The sequence below is a fragment of the Emticicia sp. 17c genome (assembly GCF_037153985.1).
Lineage (GTDB): Bacteria > Bacteroidota > Bacteroidia > Cytophagales > Spirosomataceae > Emticicia.
Genome location: NZ_JBBAYI010000010.1, coordinates 234,644 through 251,912 on the forward strand (window position 1 = coordinate 234,644; position 17,269 = coordinate 251,912).

Below are 17,269 nucleotides of genomic sequence, written 5' to 3' on the forward strand. Positions count from 1 at the left end.
TTTTGCCGAAGTGTTTTTAACTCACATTTTTATGAATGGTATTCATAATTCTTACAAGTTGGTCGTAATCATTATCAGTAAGCCCATCCCACGATTTCCTCCGTATTTCTCCAATTACTACTAAGGCTTTTGCGTGTAGTTCTTCTCCTTCTTCGGTCAGGTAAATATTAAATTTTCTTCGGTCGTCGTCAGCCATTTGCCTTCTTACCAGCTTTTTTTCTACCAATAAATCAAGAATTCGAGTTACAGTAGGAGCATCTTTGGCTGTATCAACTGCAAGGTCATTCTGGCTGATTCCTGGTTTGGGTTTAATGTGGTCAAGCACTACCCATTGGTCAACTGTCAGGTCAATGCCATTATCGGTAAGCCCCTTTTGCATAAAACTGCGAATACGCTTGATAGTGGTATCGATTTTAAAAAAATAGGAACGTTGATCAGAGTGCGTCATTTTTGTTGTTGGTCAATACTTTAGTAATATAATATTTTGTAACAATAATTTTTATTGGCAAAATATTTTACAAAAGTAGGAAAAACCTTTAATTATTGGCATACCAATAATTGTTGCTCTAAAACTTTTTCAAATTCAGGTAATGAATGAAAAAGTTGCTCGTAGGAATCAATCACAAAGTATTTCTTCTGATACTCATCTATTTTAATTTCTGTGGCAATAATTTCCTTTATATGATAAGGAACTCTTGCAGGAACAGAGCTATATAAACTGTATTCGCTTTCTCCACTTGACGAAAGAATGCCACCCCCGTAGATTTTCAGTTCGTTGTCTTCCTTTACCAGCCCGAATTCTACGGTATACCAGTAAAGTTTCTGCATCATTTTAATGGCCGATTCATCTTCAATGTATTTGAGTGAAATCTTGCTGAATTCAGCAAGAAAATCGCAAAAAGCATGATTGGTTAACAAAGGCACATGGCCGAAAGTATCATGGAACATATCGGGTTCTTCGAGGTAATCGAGTTGGTCAAGGTTTCTTAGCCAAGTTGAGGCCGGAAATTTCTTTTCGGCCAATAGCTCAAAAAACTCTTTGATAGGCACCAGACCCTCAACTCCAACCACCGACCAACCCGTGAGGGCTTGTAATCTGGGGTTTAATTCTTGTTCAAAATCAGGAATATGGTCGGCTACGAATCCTGCTTTGCTGATACCTTCCAGATACGCTTTGCTGGCCAGTTCAGGCAATTTATTGATTTGCCGCTCAAACAATAAATTCCATACCTGATGGTCGGCAGGAGTATAAGATTCATAAGACTGGTTCATCATTGGGTTGGATTTATAAAGTGCCTCTTAAAACTTGTTCTCTTTCGATGGCTTCAAAAAGAGCTTTAAAATTACCTTTGCCGAAAGATTTTGCGCCTTTACGCTGAATAATCTCAAAAAACATTGTTGGGCGTGGCTCGATAGGTTTGGTAAAAATCTGTAAAAGATACCCCTCATCGTCTCTGTCAACCAAAATTCCCAGTGATTTTAATTGCTCAATTTCTTCGTCTATATCACCAATACGGCCTCTTAGTTCGTCATAATAGTTGTCGGGTACACGTAAAAACTCAACACCGCGTTCCATTAGGTGTGTAACCGTCGTGATGATGTCATCAGTAGCTACTGCAAGGTGCTGCACTCCGGGGCCTTCGTAAAAATCGAGGTATTCTTCCACCTGAGACTTCTTTTTACCTTCGGCTGGCTCATTAATCGGAAACTTGATTCTGCCGTTGCCGTTCGACATCACTTTGCTCATCAAGGCGGTGTATTCTGTCGAAATATCTTTATCGTCAAAACTAACTAACTGGTTGAATCCCATTACATTAGCATAGAAGTTTACCCATTCGTTCATTTCGTTCCAGCCTACATTTCCTACCATGTGGTCTACGAACTTTAAGCCAACAGGCGAAGGATGGTAAGTGGGTGTCCATGCTCGGAAATGAGGCAGGAAAATGCCCTTATAGTCTGCACGTTCAACAAAAATGTGTACAGTATCGCCATAGGTGTGTATTCCGGCACGGGTTACGGTTCCGAACTCATCCTGCTCTGTTACAGGTTCCATAAAAGGCTTAGCCCCACGCGAAATGGTTTCATAATAAGCATCGCGGGCATCGTCAACCCAAAGAGCCACTACTTTTACGCCATCGCCATGTTTATCAATATGCTTACCAATTTCGGTGCCACCGTGTAAGGGCGAGGTAAGCATTAAGCGGATTTTGCCTTGTTGCAACACATAACTTTCACGGTCGCGCAGCCCTGTTTCAAGCCCTGCATACGCTAGTGGCTGAAAACCAAATGCCGATTGGTAATAATGCGCAGCCTGTTTGCAGTTACCTACATAGAGTTCGATATAGTCTGTCCCGTTAATAGGCAGAAAATCTGTTTTTTCTAAAGTATTTGTACTATTTAGTGTTTGATGAAGCATAATTGTAAGTATTTTATGGTGGAATTTTATTCTGCCCAACTTTGAAAATATTTTCCGTCGTCAATTTTTAAAGCCTCTTGTGTTAGCATAAGTGGCCTGAAGGTATCAACCATTACGGCTAGTTCGTGTGTTTCTTTTTTGCCAATACTACGTTCCATAGTACCCGGGTGTGGCCCATGCGGAATGCCACCGGGGTGTAGTGTAATATGCCCCTGAGCAATATCGTTGCGGCTCATAAAGTCTCCATCAACATAATAAATTACTTCGTCGGAGTCGATATTAGAATGATTATAAGGGGCTGGTATTGCCTTTGGGTGGTAATCATATAGCCTCGGGCAAAATGAGCAAACAACGAAAGCGTCGGTCTGGAAGGTCTGATGCACTGGTGGGGGTTGATGAATACGCCCTGTGATAGGCTCAAAATTATGGATTGAGAAACCCCACGGATAGTTGTATCCATCGAATCCTACAACATCGAAAGGATGGTACTGATAAACTAGGCTACTAAGTTGATTTTGTTTTTTTATTTTTATTAAAAATTCTCCTTTTTCGTCGTGTGTTTCGAGTGCTTCCGGTAATTTATAATCTCGTTCACAAAATGGCGAATGTTCTAGTAACTGCCCGAAATAATTGCGGTAGCGTTTAGGCGTATAAATAGGCGAATGAGACTCAACATAGAAAATCCTGTTATCGGTTGTGTCAAAAGTTATCTGGTAAATTGTGCCTCTTGGTATTATCAGATAATCGCCATATTCAAACGTAATGTTTCCTACTTGTGTGCGTAAGGTGCCTGAGCCTTTATGGATAAAGAGCAATTCGTCGGCATCGGCATTTTTGTAAAAGTAATCTGTTAGCGATTGTCGAGGGGCCGCTAAGCCAATGGTACAATCTTTATTTACCAGAAGTGCTACCCGACTTTCGAGAAAATCATCTTTTGGCATAATATCAAAGCCAATTAGCTTGCGCATCATTAGCATAGGGGTTTCTTTTGCCAGCACAGGGGTTACATCTTGGCTGCCTAATATTTTCATCACCTGTGTAGGTCGATGAATGTGGTACATCAAAGACGACATGCCATCAAAGCCAATTGTACCAAAAAGTTGTTCGTAATATAACCCTTTACCATTGGCTTGTTCAAATTGCGTGTGGCGCTTCGCAGGTATTTTCCCTAATTTATGATAGATAGGCATATATTTGCTAAGACAATTATTGTTTTGCGTACAAAATAAAATAAAAATAATTGTTGTGACAAGTAAAATGTTGTTATTTTTTTAATATATAGGATTTATTAATGTTTTCTTAAGGCGGAAATCACTGATAACTAGCTTTATAGCTAGTATGAAAAGGTAGAAACGTTAAAGAAAGGTATGATGCTTGAGAAGTAAATTATAAAAAAATCCCCTCGTCCTGTTCAGACAAGGGGAGTAGCCATACAACTTATAGAGCCAAATATTACTTCAATAATTGTGCGCCATTTTTTATTTCTTCTACCACATTAGGGTCGAGTAGGGTAGTTGTATCACCGAGGTTTGATGTTTCGCCTTCGGCAATTTTACGTAGTATACGACGCATGATTTTCCCCGAACGCGTTTTAGGCAAACCTGTAACAAACTGAATTTTATCGGGTTTGGCAATAGGCCCAATTACCCTTGATACCGTTGCCAGAATATCTTTTCTGGTTAACTCAGCATCGTTCAGGTGGCTTTCACAAATTACATAAGCATAAATGCCTTGTCCTTTAATATCATGCGGATAACCCACAACTGCCGATTCTACCACACCGGTATGCATATTAATGGCGTTTTCGACCTCAGCCGTACCAATTCTATGGCCAGATACGTTCAGTACATCATCAACACGGCCTGTTATACGATAAAATCCGTTTTCATCACGCATGGCTCCATCGCCTGTGAAATAAAGGTTAGGATAAGCCGAAAAGTAATTTGTACGGCAACGCTCGTGGTCGCCCCATGTAGTACGGATAATAGATGGCCACGGAAATTTAATACATAAATTGCCACTTACATTTCCACCAAGAATTTCGTTTCCTTGTTCGTCAACGAGCATCATCTGAATACCCGGTAGTGGAAGCGATGCCCAAGCAGGTTTTAGGGGTGTAATTCCGGCAAGTGCCGAAATCATGATGCCTCCGGTTTCGGTTTGCCACCATGTATCAACTACAGGGCAGGCATCTTTACCAATATTTTTTGAATACCAGTGCCATGCTTCTTCGTTGATAGGTTCGCCTACTGAACCCAGCACTTTGAGTGAGCTTAAATCTTTTCCGTCTACATATTCTGTACCAAAGCCCATTAGTGAGCGTATAGCCGTAGGGGCTGTGTAAAGAATATTTACCCGATGTTTCTCGACAATCTCCCAGAAACGCCCAGCGTCGGGGTAGGTTGGTATCCCCTCAAACATAAGCGAGATAGCACCAGTAGCCAATGGCCCGTAAATAATATAAGAATGACCTGTAATCCAGCCGATGTCAGCGGTACAGAAATGAACCATACCAAGTTTATACTGAAATACATTCAGAAAAGTATAAGCCGAATAAACCATATAGCCGCCACAGGTATGTACTACCCCTTTAGGCTTGCCTGTTGAGCCAGAAGTATAAAGAATAAACAGAGGGTCTTCGGAGTCCATTTCTTCGGCCGGACAATCAGAATTAACGTATTTTACTTCTTCTTCCCACCATACATCACGGCCTTTAATCATGCTGACAGGCGTGCGGGTGCGGGTAGCCACTATTACTTTCTTTACAGACGGGCATCCGATTAAGGCATCGTCAACGGTGTCTTTCATCGGAATTGCCTTGTTTCCGCGAATAGCTCCGTCAGTAGTTATAACAGCCACACATTGTGAGTCATTAATACGGTCGGCGATGGAAGAGGCAGAGAACCCCCCAAAAACTACTGAGTGAATAGCCCCGATACGAGCGCAAGCAAGTGTTGCAACGGCCAACTCAGGAATCATGGGCATATAAATACATACCCTGTCGCCTTTTTGAATACCATTGCGTTTCAGTACGTTTGCAAAGCTACAAACCCTGTCGAAAAGCTGGCGGTAAGTAAGCGTAATGCTATCTTCGTTGGGGTCGTTAGGTTCCCAGATGATAGCTGGCTGTTGAGGCTTTTCTCTGACATGGCGGTCGAGACAGTTTTCGGTTATATTTAATTTACCACCTACAAACCAGTTTATTTTAGGTTCTGTAAAATTCCATTCTAAAACCTTTTTCCATGGTTTTTTCCATTCAAAATTATTAGCAGCGATTTCGCCCCAGAAGCCTTCAGGGTCTTGCACGCTGGCTTCATAGGCTTTCTGATACTCTTCGAAGGTTTGAATAAGCATAATTTAATAAGAGGGTAATGATAAATAATGTATAAGTACTCCAACACGTTGCGATTTGCAAATATCGTTGTTTCTATATAAATTATCCTATAATCTGATAGGCAACTTTAGGAATTTTAATGATTTTGCACATCCCCAGAGAAACCTGTTAGGGTATATAAACAACATTACAAATATAAAAAGCCAGTAATAAAGACCCTAAAAATGAGAGAATAAGTACTATTTTTAAGAGTTTTGTATTACTGGCCATATAGAAGCCGGTGCATAGATAAGTTGGTCTTACTTTCTATAATTTATCTTGCCCTTTTATGCTGTATTCGCCCTGAAGGGCATAATAACCAAATATCGACATTCCTAATGAAATAATAGGTGCCAGAATAAAGGTATAAATAATAGCCAGCACTAAATCGTTACCGCCATTTTTCCAAAGAGGCAAGGCTTGAAAATAAATGAGGTATACACCTGCGCTGAAACCAGTGAGTATCCAGATTATGCCTAATATTTTCTTTAAAGTGTTCATGATAAAAATTGGTTTTAGGGTTAGTCGTGTATGTTGCGGTCTTTTCCGTTAATATAAATAAGGCCAATAAAAAAGCAGATACCCGCAATAATAATTGGGTAATATAAACCTTGAAGGTAAGGCTTGTCATAAATGATGGCCTGCCCCAGATTTTGTGCTTTTGTATTGGCTTCGTTGGCTTGGGTAGATAAAAATGTGGCTACGGCAGGCATCAGGCCACCAAAAACACCATTACCTATATGATATGGCAATGACATGGACGAATACCTGATTTTTGTCGGGAACATTTCTACCAGAAAAGCTGCAATAGGCCCATAAACCATTGTGACGAAAATAATTAGGCTGAAAATCATTAATATCAGTGTCCATTTATCTTTATTATTGACAAGAATGGTTTTCTTTACTTCGGGTTTAGGTGTAGCCACAGACTTGTCGGCCAGCACTGTTGTTTTTACAACCTCTTTCATGAGGCTACCATCCTCATAATCATGAATAGTTGTGGTAGTAATCAGCGAGTCGGCTACGGTTTTAGCAATTAACTCAACCTGAACCGTAGTTTTATCGGAAGTGCCAACCTCTGTTTTGTTCTGGATACTCGCGGTCTGATAGATTTTATCAAAAATTGGCCGATACAATAGAACCGCCAGAAACATTCCGGCCAGCATAATGCCTTTTCGGCCTATTTTGTCGGACAAAGCTCCGAATGCAATAAAAAAAGGTGTGCCTAATAACAAGCCCCACATCATGATACTATTGGCCTGAACGTCATCAATATTACAGGTTTTTAACAGGAAAGTCTGAGCATAAAACTGGCCTGTATACCATATTACCCCTTGCCCCATAGTTGCCCCAAAAAGTGCCAGAAGTACAAATTTGAAATTTAATTTATTGCCAAACGATTCTTTCAAAGGATTAGCCGAGGTTTTGCCTTCTGCTTTGGCTTTAGCAAAAAGCGGCGACTCCGACATATTGCGCCGAATCAGAAAAGAAATAAAAACCATAAAGATTGACATCAGGAAAGGAAGCCGCCAGCCCCATTCTTCAAAGGCTTCTTTTGACATTGACGTACGCGTAACCATAATTACACCTAACGATACAAAAAGGCCAACAGTGGCGGTGGTCTGAATCCATGAGGTCCAGTAGCCACGTTTGTGTGCCGGCGAGTGTTCGGCTACATAAGTGGCTGCTCCGCCATATTCTCCGCCAAGAGCCAGTCCTTGTAAAAGCCTCAGTAACAGCACCAGAATAGGAGCTAGCGCGCCAATAGTGGCATAACTCGGAATCAGCCCGATGGCAAAAGTAGCACCGCCCATAAGTAACAGGGTAACCATAAAGGTGTATTTTCGGCCGATGAGGTCGCCTAATCGACCAAAAAATAAAGCCCCGAACGGGCGTACAACAAAACCGGCCGCAAATGTAGCCAGTGTATTCAGAAATGCAGCCGTAGGGTTATCAGTTGGAAAAAACTTGGTAGCTAAAACGGTAGCCAAGCTACCAAAAATGTAGAAGTCGTACCATTCGATGAGCGTACCTACCGAAGAGGCACCAATAATGTAACTTAACTTTTGTTTTTTTTCAGACATAGTGAACAAATAGTATTTAGGGAATAGATGATTTTTATTTATATAAGGGTTGTTAATGTTCAGTTTCTGGTACGTTCCCATTTAATAAGCATAAATTTGTCTTCAAATTCGGTAATTATTATGCCTATGCCTTTGAGGTTTTCTCTGTTACTGTAAAATTCTTGCAGTTCGGTATAAGTCAGAATTATAGTTGTAGGTTTATAATTCTTTTTTCTGGACGGAACAACAATTCGATATTTTTTTACCCAGTTCATTACCGACACATGACTTATGCCCAATAAGCGTTCGATTTCCCGATAGCTAATGCCTTCCAAGTAAAGCTGTAAGGCTTTAATTACAAAATAACTTTCGATACTCTTACCCAATTTATCTACTGTGTAATTATAGCCACAGTCTTTGCATTTGTAACGCTGCCGTTCTTTTACTATCCCGTTTCTGGATATATGGCTAGAATCACATTGGGGGCAGTGAGGGAAATCCATGTACCTTCTATGGTTTTTAAGCAAATATAATTTTTTTTAATAGCATATAATAGAATCAGTGTAGTTTATATTTTGGCTAACTGCTAGTTTTCTGTGGCCTTAAAGACCTGATTTTGAAAATATTTTTAGTTTTTTATTGTTTTGTAAGTTGTTGATAATGAGTTATTTAATAGGAGGTTTTTCTGTAAATTAAAAAAATAAAACTTTTTTTTAATTTACTAAATCCAGATTCTTTTGGGCTTCGTATATATTACCAAAGTGCATTTTCAACTTTATAGATTGCCTTCAATAGCCATTAAAACTAGCTCCTGAGTTATCCTTCAATAGTAATATAAGCTATTGAAGGATATCAGGAACAAAAAATTCACCAACTGCTTAAAAAAATTGTTCAGGAAAAAGATATTTAAAATAATTGCTTGAAACAAAGTTATCTGTGTTTTAGCAATTAAAAACGCCAGCATAATCATAATAAAGATATTCTTACTAGTTGTTTTTACGCAATACTAATTCACTCAACACCCTTAGGGGATAGTAGAAATTAATTAATTGGTAAACAACTTTTGCATAATGCAAATAACTGCACGTATGTAATAGAGAAATTGTTATGAGTGGGTATATAGAGATAATGCAGTTAAACTTGCACGTAACCCGAAAAGTAAAGCCCCTTGAGTAATCGAGGGGCTTCTCGCTGAATTTGTAAGTATGTTTCGTCTAAATTCTATAAAACGTTAATTGTCACCTATCTGTATACACACAGATAGGTGCTTTAACTTAATTGAAAAAGACCTGATATTGTATTATAGTTGAACCTTTTCTGTTGCTAAATTCGCCTTTCCCGTTAGGGCCTGCTATAAAAATGGGTCGGTTCTGATAAGCTACTGTTAATTTGGACGTATGTCCGTTTAACAACCAGTTTATTCCTAAATCCCAGTAATTCATTCCTTGTTTAAGCCGCTCGTAATCACTATGTTGTAACGAGATATAAGGCATAATGGTAGTTTTGCCGAGCAAATTATCTTTTAACTTGTAGCCAAACTGGGCATAAAAAACATTGCCAGTGCCATAGCCCGGAAAAGCATTCCCTGCTCCGTTGATGATGTCTTTACGGGTAGTGCCGTTAGCAGGGTTCATAACCCCCAGATTACGGATATAGTTCTTACCAAAATCAAAATACCCAATAGAAGCATAAGCACTAATTGCTTGACCCTCTATGCCGACAGGGCTGTCATAGAAAGCATCCAGCGATAACTGCACCATATTTGTTTCTAGCGTATCGGCTTTATTAGTACTTAAATGCCACATAGCTTTGGGCTGATACACAAAACCTGCACCTATATTAAACACCTTCTTTTTGCCTAAATAAGTGCCAGTCATATAAGGTGTCAGATTAGCTTCTTGGTCAAGAAATTGCCATTGTACGTATCCGTTCCATTGCAGCTTGGGTGGTTTTGATGAGAAATTTGCCACATCGGGGCTAAGTATTGCGTTATAAGAGGCTGCTTTCTGAAATGCCATCGGGTTAGATAAAACCAGCCGATAGTCAAATTTTCCTAATTTACCTTTGGCATATACTGATAATTTTCTTAGAAACTGGTCGGTTACATCATTGGTCGACTGCTGATACAGTGGTGCATCAACTCCTAAAATACTTCCCACAGCAGGCGAGGCAAAACGAGCTAGGCCACTCCAAGCGGCAAGCCCACCACCTAATGATAATTTGTTTTTTACAACAACATACTCACCCAGCGCATCATGAATAAAAAAGCCAAATTTGCGGTCAGCTATTCCGTTGAAATTGTTTTCTCCTATTTGTGAGTAAATAAAAACTTTGTCGGTTAATTGTCCGAAAAACTGCATTCTAAAACGCCGGATTCCAATATCCCAACCGTTTTTCTTGGCATAGCCAAAAACTGTGCTTCCTTCGTTAAATGTGGTATTACGTAGCCATGTCTGGTTTACTATCGTGAATTTTACATACCGCGACCCATCTTCATTAAGGCTTAGTTTTCCGTCTTTCAGTACTTGTGCCTTCGACAACAAGGGCAATACAATAATTAGTAGCCCTAGCAAGGCTATTTCAGGTTTTTTCATAAAAGTATATTTTTGTGAGATTCAGCAATAGGCATAGGCATCTAAGGATTTTGTACTCCTCTAACTAAAACCAGACTATTTTTATGCTTAAAGCATATTACTGATAAAGGTTCAAAAATACGAAATTTATGTGGGAGATTTGGCGTTTTGGGGCTTTAAAAGAAACTTAAAATCTGCTTTGTGTGGGTATTTGTTAATGTGATATTTGTTTATTGAAAACGTATCAAATAGACAAAATAATAAGAAGAAAACTAATGAAATTTGAAGAAAAAAGCAAAACTGACTGCTTTGCTCGGTACATTTTGGAGTAACTGTTTTTACCTAAACCCTGCCCTCATTCTGTGTAGGAAAACCCCATAACCCCTTTTTCCTGTCAAGAAAAGGGCATAGGCTAGGCAAATAAAATTGTAGTGTGAATGGGGTTCGTATAACCCGAATTTAATAGCAAGAAAAAACTGAGCCTGATACTTTATTTTATGGTAGTAAAGTGTCGCCAAGAACAGTAAAGAATATATAAATGCCGTTTTTGAACAATTACATTATTATAACCAGCATCAATTAAGTTTTTAATATTGGCTAATGGCTTGAAAAAGAAATAGGCAACTTTACAAAATCCATCGGGCTGAAAATCATCCGAAAATATAATTCTTTCAAAGGCAGCTTTATTTGAAGAATGATTGTTTAAAAAGACCGAAAAAGAATTAAATGTTCTTTTTGTAACAGGTTGCTTAATAATGCTAGCCGAAGCAGCCAGAGGAAGATTTTCAGTGAGAAAAGAGCAGTTAAAACTCAATAACAATACCAAAACCAGCCCAGATAAGGTAAGAACTTTACGAGAACTTATATGGGTAATCGGATTAACCATCAGGTTTCTGTTCAATTTGGTATTAATACAGGACAACTACTATTACAAAAGTAAGCAATCGTTAAAATGAAACAAGAGCAGCTTTATCAAAACCAGAAAATATCTTTGTTTTGTACAATTTAATTGGGTTTATAGTACAATCGTTTTCGTTAATTTAATCAGGTTTTAATCTGATATTCAGTTGTTTAGCTTAAATATAAAAAAAGACGCCCATCTATACGGATACGAAACATACCCGCAGACAGACGCCTTAAAAACAAACGCAAACTGTCACATCAAGTGTCTACAACATTATGCTTTCTTCACTTTTCCCATCTCAAAATCAAAGTTGTAAACTTCTTCAAGGGCATCATCATCTTTTGATTCAATTTCAATAATAGACTTGATTAAACCCGTATGCAGGTTCAATACCCATCCATGAATCATCGGATACTCACTATTTGCCCAAGCATTTTGTACAATAGTAGTTTTGGCTACATTTTTTACTTGTTCAACTACATTTACCTCTACTAGTCTATCAAAACGTTCCTGCTCATTATCAATCTTTTGTAATTCATGCCAATATTTAGAATATACATCCTTGATATGTCTGAGCCAGTTGTTAATAAGACCATAATCTTTATTGGTCATAGAGGCTTTTACACCACCACATTGGTAATGCCCCACAACCAGAATATGCTTTACCTTCAATACCTCAACGGCATATTGCAATACGCTAAGCATACTCATATCGGTATGAATCACTAAGTTTGCAACATTCCGGTGTACAAAAATTTCGCCTGGTTGGGTGCCTGATACTTGGTCGGCAGGTACGCGGCTATCCGAACATCCAATCCATAAAAATTCAGGTTTCTGGTCGGCAGCTAATTTTGTGAAATAGGTAGGGTCAAGCTGAAGCTTTTCTGAGGCCCAAGCTTTATTCGCTAATAAGAGTTTTTGATACGATTCCATTACTTTTTCGATAGTTTAATTTTCTTCTCTTAATATTTTTAAATTCAATATGAATGTTCCTTACCCGGGCTTCATTCTGAAATTCTTCCAAAGTTAGAAAAATATCGTGGTCAATAAATGTAGTTTTTGTTCCGTCTACCAGAACAGTGTCTCCAGATTGTAACGAAGCCAAGTTTTGCATTAGTTCCGACTTATTGAAGTAAAAAATATCTTTGTTGAAAACAATAAGCACATTATTACCGTCTCTGATAACCGACATCGAGCCTTTATAATTAGTATAAAGTATGTAAATCATAGCAACCATTGTACCAATACCAATACCTGTTAGGAGGTCGGTAAATACTACTGCTAATACGGTAGCTACAAAAGGTACAAACTGGTCGGGGCCTTCTTTAAACATAGATTTAAAGATAGCTGGTTTTGCTAGTTTATACCCGACCATAATCAATACCGCTGCCAACGATGCCAACGGAATCAGATTCAGTAAAGTAGGAATACTGAGTGTACATACCAGAAGAATTAACCCATGAATAATGGTTGCTAGCTTTGATTTACCGCCGGCCTGAATATTAGCCGAGCTACGAACAATTACCTGAGTAAGTGAGATACCACCTAATAAACCCGAGACTATATTGCCAGAACCCTGCGCAATAAGTTCTCGGTTGGTGGGTGTAATTCTGCTTTCGGGGTCTAGTTTATCGGTAGCTTCAACCGAGAGTAAGGTTTCAAGGCTGGCTACGATAGCTAGTACAAAAGCGGTTTTCCAGATGAGGGGATTTGAAATAGCTGCGAAATTGGGAAAGACTAGAAAACTGGTTATATCTGACAATGATTTTGTAACTGGCAGATTAACCAGATGGTTACTCTGTAAATGAAAGTTAGATGGAAATATGCTCAGGCCGCTATTCAGAAAAATACCTAACAATACCGCAACCAGTGGGCCGGGTATAGCACCAAGTATTTTATTTCGTTTCATGAAGCTCATATCCCATAAGACAAGAACACCTATCGAAACCAAGCCTATAACCAAAGCACCTTCATTAAAAAATTCGGTAATGTTCAGCAACTCTGAAAAAGTGTTTTCTCCATCTTTCTGGAAAAAATTTTCGTCTCCTTCATAATCCTGATCTATACCTGCAACGTGTGGAATCTGTTTCAGAATAATAATGATTCCGATAGCGGTAAGCATACCTTTTATAACAGACGAAGGGAAGTAATAGCCAATAAGACCAGCTTTTACTATACCCAGAATAATCTGGATAACCCCTGCCAGTACCACCGCAAGCGTAAATGAATTAAAAGCACCAAGTTCGGTAATGGCATTCAGTACAATAACAGTAAGGCCAGCGGCAGGGCCACTCACGCCTAATTGTGAACCACTGATAGCACCTACTACTATACCTCCTATAATACCTGCTATAATACCCGAAATGAGCGGTGCCCCTGATGCTAACGCTACCCCTAAACACAAGGGTAGTGCTACCAGAAAAACCACGAGCCCAGCCGGAAAATCGTGTTTTAGATTTGAGAAATTTATTTGAGATTTCATTAGATTAATGTATATAAAATGGTTCAGGAATTCCAGTCAAGTTTTAGGTAATACTTTATAATGGTTGCAAGTGCAGTACATATAAAATACAAACCAGAATCAGTAAACAGATTCTTCATAACTGTTAATAGGACTACTGAGAATCAAAAACACAAAATATCGCAGGTATTTATATAGTAAGATACTGAGTGTTTAAAAGAGATTGCGGTCTCTCTCTGGTAGTAGAAAAATTAAATTTTGGGAGGGGGAGATTGTATCAGTTGTATGGGGAAGCGTTCGGAGGCTTGAGCAAAAAAATAAATGTTTTTCTTGGGAAGAAGGCAATTAAAAGTAAAGTTTATTCCCGAAAAAGAAATCAGATATTTATTGGCTTCTACTTTTTTATCTTCTTCTTTGTTTTCAGATTCATTCTCGTCGCTTTCGCAAGTATCCATGTTACAAGTAATTTCGTCACCAAAGAAATCTTTAATGTATTCGCTGAAAGTCGAACATTCAATGATGAGAAATAATATAAAAATGGATAATCTTTGAATCATAATAGGTTGCTAACTCGCTTTGTGTTACAAACTAACGAAAAAACCTTGAAATTTGTACAAATATACAACGGATAAAATTTGTATAAATCAAACTGTGGAGATTTTATGAGAAATTAATATCAGTAGTGCAGGCAATAGAATTTTTGTAACAAAGAGGCTTCTTTGCCAGAAGAAACCTGCCCTTGCTCATACCAATACGTATATTCTTTTGATACCTCTACTGAATTATTGTATTTTTACCCCTTCGTTATTCTGAATTAAATGTCGTAGCGGAATACTTAAGCCAATATATGGAGTTAGATATTTTGAAAAAAGCAAGAGATTTTGCTAACCAGATACAGGAAACTGATATTCAGGCTTTTCTTTTGAAAAACCAGAAAAAAATAGAGCATCATTTGCTTCGCCTTATTGCCGACCAGTGGATTGCCCGACAAAAAGCACGATTCAAGCTCCCTGAATGGTATGCCAATGCAGAGGTTATTTTCCCGCCCCCGCTATCGGTTGAGCAGGCTTCTTCGGCGGTGACAGCAACCTATAAGGCTGATATTTTTGCTTCTCCAAGCTATAACACTATTGCCGACCTCACAGGTGGCATGGGCATTGATACCTGTGCTTTTGCCAGAACACACAAACAAGTAATGTATATTGAACGGAATCCGGCCGTAGCTTGTGTGGCGGCACATAATTTTGCAGCTTTGGGTTATAATAATATAAAAGTAGCTAATCAGGAAGCCTCAGATTTCCTGAAAACAGAAACACTTTTAGCGCAAACACATTTTTATCTGGACCCTGCCCGTCGTGATACCGCCCAGAACAAGGTTTTCAAGATAGAAGACTGTGAGCCGGATTTACTGAGTATTAAGGCTGTTTTAGGTGAGTACATGGTGAAATATTCGCCTATGCTCGATATAAAACTAGCCATCGAACAACTGAAAGGTATCGGACAAATACATGTAGTAGCCGTAGAAAATGAAGTAAAAGAGCTATTGTTTCTGAGCAGGGCTGCGAGCGATACGCCTCAAATAACTTGTGTGAATTTTCTGGCTGACGCAACGCGACAAAGTTTTGTTTTTGATTACGCAACCGAACAGGCTGCCAGCACCACGTATGTTTTGCCACAAAAATATATTTACGAACCTAATGCCGCTATCTTGAAAGCAGGGGCGTTTAAAAGTATTGCACAGGTGTTTGGCTTAAATAAACTAGCACCAAACAGCCATTTGTATACGGCAGATACACTGATGGCTGGTTTTCCGGGTAGAGTTTTTGAATGTGAAGCCGTTTGTAAGTTCGACAAAAAGGAAATACTATCGAAACTGCCCTATAATCAGGCAAATATTACCACGCGCAATTTCCCGATAAAACCCGACGAAATCAGAAAAAAACTAGGCATAAAAGATGGTGGAGATACGTATCTGCTCGCTACCGAAAACTATCAGCATCAAAAAATAGTTCTGGTTTGTAAAAAGATACTAAATCTATAAGTTTAGCTGCGGTAAATGTGTTACAAAAAACATAATTTTAAGTCAAAAAGTAAATATTGTTTCTATATGAAAAAAGTAATGTTTTTAATAGTGGCGGCATTGGTGAGCAACTGGTGTGATGCCCAGACAATTCTGAGTGGGTCTGAACTTTTCGGTAAAGACCGTAAAAACGGGTTTTATATGACCCTGAGCATCGAAGACAAGTATCTTGAAAAAGACTGGCCTACTTTTCTTTCAAGATTCGGAAATGTTTCACAAACCAAAGAGACTTACACCATTCCGGCGGCTAGTATTCCTGATTTAACGAGTGAACCAGTAACTGTTACTTCCAAAATTATATCTGAACAAAGAGGAAAAACAAAAATATTCGCTTCGTTCGAAATTGGTGGGGTGGCGGTCTCGCAGGAGCTTGATGGTTATGCGGCTGTTGAAAAACTCATGAAAGACTTCTATACTTATGCCATGCAATATGAAGATGTAAGGCTGGCTGAAAAGGATGCCGGAGAATCACAAAAGAATTATGACAGAGTGAAGAAAACAGGTAGCCGCATTGCTCGTGATATTGAAAGAAATAAACGTGAGAAAGAAAGCCTGCTGAAAAAAATTGAAGACAACAAACTGGAACTTGAGAAACTTCTGCAAGAGCAAACAGCCAACCTACAAGATTTGGAAAATGCCAAAATTGCCATTGAAGAAAAACAGAAATCGTTAAATACCGTAAAAAATCGTAAACCATAAGTAATGCAGTCGCTTACAACCCTCGGTCTGAAATTACCCACCGACCCCCGTTGGGTGAATATAGCCGAAATGAATCTGGAGGATATACTTATTGACCATGCTTTTTGTGAGCAAAAAGCGGCATCTTCCTGCATATCTTTAATTGTACGTTACCCTGAAAAAGAAAAACTGGTGGAAACGCTTACGCCCGTAGTGGCCGAAGAATGGGGGCATTTTCAGCGGGTTTTGAAAGAAATGCGAAAGCGCGGATACAAACTTTCACACAAACGTAAAGACGAATACGTTGAAAAACTGCAAGGCTGCTTGCAGAAAACCAGCGACTATAATACAAGGCTCATGGAGCAATTATTGTTATGTGCTTTAATTGAAGCCAGAAGTGCCGAACGCTTTAAGTTGCTGTCTGAAAATATAGCCGACGAAGGCCTGAAAAAGTTTTATCATGAACTCATGATTTCGGAAGCGGGGCATTACAGAAATTTTATTGAATTGGCAGAAGAATATACCCCAAAAGAGGTAGTACGAACGCGTTGGCTTGAATTGCTTGAACAGGAAGCCGCTATCATGAAAACATTGGAAATACGAAAAGACAGATTCCATTGAGTCTGTCTTTTTCAATATTCTTATTCAGAACAACCTTAGAGCATGTTTAAATTTTGAAAAAGGGTATCGGTTGCTTAAATTGTAAGTGACCAAACCTATA

At 38.8% G+C, this 17,269-nt stretch carries 16 protein-coding genes; 3 read left to right on the forward strand and 13 right to left on the reverse strand.

The annotated features are described in order from the left end of the window. Positions 1–16: 16 nt before the first annotated feature. From WAA15_RS18975 to WAA15_RS19035, 13 genes are all read right to left on the reverse strand, one after another. Positions 17–448 carry a MarR family winged helix-turn-helix transcriptional regulator gene (locus WAA15_RS18975; protein ID WP_337044402.1) on the reverse strand — a complete coding sequence of 144 codons (432 nt, stop codon included), beginning with the start codon at positions 446–448 and terminating at the stop codon, positions 17–19. A 92-nt stretch (positions 449–540) separates the two neighbouring features. Then, on the reverse strand, positions 541–1,272 hold the full coding sequence (phhA, locus tag WAA15_RS18980; protein ID WP_337044421.1) for a phenylalanine 4-monooxygenase: 732 nt from the start codon (positions 1,270–1,272) through the stop codon (positions 541–543). 13 nt (positions 1,273–1,285) lie between these two features. After that, the gene (gene hppD / locus WAA15_RS18985) at positions 1,286–2,416 is read right to left on the reverse strand and encodes a 4-hydroxyphenylpyruvate dioxygenase (protein WP_337044403.1); all 1,131 of its coding nucleotides are present in this window, start codon (positions 2,414–2,416) and stop codon (positions 1,286–1,288) included. Positions 2,417–2,442: 26 nt separating this feature from the next. After that, positions 2,443–3,606 carry a homogentisate 1,2-dioxygenase gene (locus tag WAA15_RS18990; protein WP_337044404.1) on the reverse strand — a complete coding sequence of 388 codons (1,164 nt, stop codon included), beginning with the start codon at positions 3,604–3,606 and terminating at the stop codon, positions 2,443–2,445. A 262-nt stretch (positions 3,607–3,868) separates the two neighbouring features. After that, positions 3,869–5,770, reverse strand: coding sequence for an acetate--CoA ligase (gene acs / locus WAA15_RS18995; protein WP_337044405.1), 1,902 nt, complete (start codon positions 5,768–5,770; stop codon positions 3,869–3,871). Positions 5,771–6,056: 286 nt separating this feature from the next. Continuing rightward, complete coding sequence (locus tag WAA15_RS19000; protein ID WP_337044406.1) at positions 6,057–6,290, reverse strand: DUF6814 family protein; 234 nt, start codon at positions 6,288–6,290, stop codon at positions 6,057–6,059. Between the two features lie 20 nt (positions 6,291–6,310). Then, positions 6,311–7,873 (reverse strand): MFS transporter, encoded by a 1,563-nt coding sequence (locus tag WAA15_RS19005; RefSeq protein ID WP_337044407.1) that lies wholly within the window; start codon positions 7,871–7,873, stop codon positions 6,311–6,313. Between the two features lie 59 nt (positions 7,874–7,932). Then, positions 7,933–8,355: a transposase-like zinc-binding domain-containing protein gene (locus WAA15_RS24585; RefSeq protein ID WP_442892812.1), complete on the reverse strand. Its 423-nt coding sequence runs from the start codon at positions 8,353–8,355 to the stop codon at positions 7,933–7,935. Positions 8,356–9,126: 771 nt separating this feature from the next. Beyond that, positions 9,127–10,446 carry a hypothetical protein gene (locus WAA15_RS19015; protein WP_337044408.1) on the reverse strand — a complete coding sequence of 440 codons (1,320 nt, stop codon included), beginning with the start codon at positions 10,444–10,446 and terminating at the stop codon, positions 9,127–9,129. 469 nt (positions 10,447–10,915) lie between these two features. Then, positions 10,916–11,311: a hypothetical protein gene (locus WAA15_RS19020; RefSeq protein WP_337044409.1), complete on the reverse strand. Its 396-nt coding sequence runs from the start codon at positions 11,309–11,311 to the stop codon at positions 10,916–10,918. 291 nt (positions 11,312–11,602) lie between these two features. Beyond that, positions 11,603–12,262 carry a carbonate dehydratase gene (gene can, locus WAA15_RS19025; RefSeq protein ID WP_337044410.1) on the reverse strand — a complete coding sequence of 220 codons (660 nt, stop codon included), beginning with the start codon at positions 12,260–12,262 and terminating at the stop codon, positions 11,603–11,605. After that, positions 12,228–13,811: a SulP family inorganic anion transporter gene (locus tag WAA15_RS19030; protein ID WP_337044411.1), complete on the reverse strand. Its 1,584-nt coding sequence runs from the start codon at positions 13,809–13,811 to the stop codon at positions 12,228–12,230. Before WAA15_RS19030 ends, can begins: the two co-directional genes overlap by 35 nt. A 230-nt stretch (positions 13,812–14,041) precedes the next feature. Beyond that, positions 14,042–14,347, reverse strand: a complete 306-nt coding sequence (locus WAA15_RS19035) for a hypothetical protein (RefSeq protein WP_337044412.1) — start codon at positions 14,345–14,347, stop codon at positions 14,042–14,044. A 290-nt stretch (positions 14,348–14,637) separates the two neighbouring features. Between WAA15_RS19035 and WAA15_RS19040 the strand changes: the two genes are divergently transcribed. From WAA15_RS19040 to WAA15_RS19050, 3 genes are all read left to right on the forward strand, one after another. Continuing rightward, positions 14,638–15,831 (forward strand): THUMP-like domain-containing protein, encoded by a 1,194-nt coding sequence (locus WAA15_RS19040; RefSeq protein WP_337044413.1) that lies wholly within the window; start codon positions 14,638–14,640, stop codon positions 15,829–15,831. Between the two features lie 66 nt (positions 15,832–15,897). Continuing rightward, positions 15,898–16,569, forward strand: a complete 672-nt coding sequence (locus WAA15_RS19045; RefSeq protein ID WP_337044414.1) for a hypothetical protein — start codon at positions 15,898–15,900, stop codon at positions 16,567–16,569. Between the two features lie 3 nt (positions 16,570–16,572). Beyond that, positions 16,573–17,169, forward strand: a complete 597-nt coding sequence (locus tag WAA15_RS19050) for a tRNA-(ms[2]io[6]A)-hydroxylase (RefSeq protein ID WP_337044415.1) — start codon at positions 16,573–16,575, stop codon at positions 17,167–17,169. Positions 17,170–17,269: the final 100 nt, after the last annotated feature.

Coding starts and splice junctions, on each gene's coding strand:
- WAA15_RS19020 (WP_337044409.1), bottom strand. CDS start 11,311: ATGGTTAATCCGATTACCCATATAAGTTCTCGTAAAGTTCTTACCTTA.
- can (WP_337044410.1), bottom strand. CDS start 12,262: ATGGAATCGTATCAAAAACTCTTATTAGCGAATAAAGCTTGGGCCTCA.
- WAA15_RS19030 (WP_337044411.1), bottom strand. CDS start 13,811: ATGAAATCTCAAATAAATTTCTCAAATCTAAAACACGATTTTCCGGCT.
- phhA (WP_337044421.1), bottom strand. CDS start 1,272: ATGAACCAGTCTTATGAATCTTATACTCCTGCCGACCATCAGGTATGG.
- hppD (WP_337044403.1), bottom strand. CDS start 2,416: ATGCTTCATCAAACACTAAATAGTACAAATACTTTAGAAAAAACAGAT.
- WAA15_RS19050 (WP_337044415.1), top strand. CDS start 16,573: ATGCAGTCGCTTACAACCCTCGGTCTGAAATTACCCACCGACCCCCGT.
- WAA15_RS18990 (WP_337044404.1), bottom strand. CDS start 3,606: ATGCCTATCTATCATAAATTAGGGAAAATACCTGCGAAGCGCCACACG.
- WAA15_RS19015 (WP_337044408.1), bottom strand. CDS start 10,446: ATGAAAAAACCTGAAATAGCCTTGCTAGGGCTACTAATTATTGTATTG.
- WAA15_RS19040 (WP_337044413.1), top strand. CDS start 14,638: ATGGAGTTAGATATTTTGAAAAAAGCAAGAGATTTTGCTAACCAGATA.
- WAA15_RS19000 (WP_337044406.1), bottom strand. CDS start 6,290: ATGAACACTTTAAAGAAAATATTAGGCATAATCTGGATACTCACTGGT.
- acs (WP_337044405.1), bottom strand. CDS start 5,770: ATGCTTATTCAAACCTTCGAAGAGTATCAGAAAGCCTATGAAGCCAGC.
- WAA15_RS24585 (WP_442892812.1), bottom strand. CDS start 8,355: ATGGATTTCCCTCACTGCCCCCAATGTGATTCTAGCCATATATCCAGA.
- WAA15_RS19045 (WP_337044414.1), top strand. CDS start 15,898: ATGAAAAAAGTAATGTTTTTAATAGTGGCGGCATTGGTGAGCAACTGG.
- WAA15_RS19005 (WP_337044407.1), bottom strand. CDS start 7,873: ATGTCTGAAAAAAAACAAAAGTTAAGTTACATTATTGGTGCCTCTTCG.
- WAA15_RS19035 (WP_337044412.1), bottom strand. CDS start 14,347: ATGATTCAAAGATTATCCATTTTTATATTATTTCTCATCATTGAATGT.
- WAA15_RS18975 (WP_337044402.1), bottom strand. CDS start 448: ATGACGCACTCTGATCAACGTTCCTATTTTTTTAAAATCGATACCACT.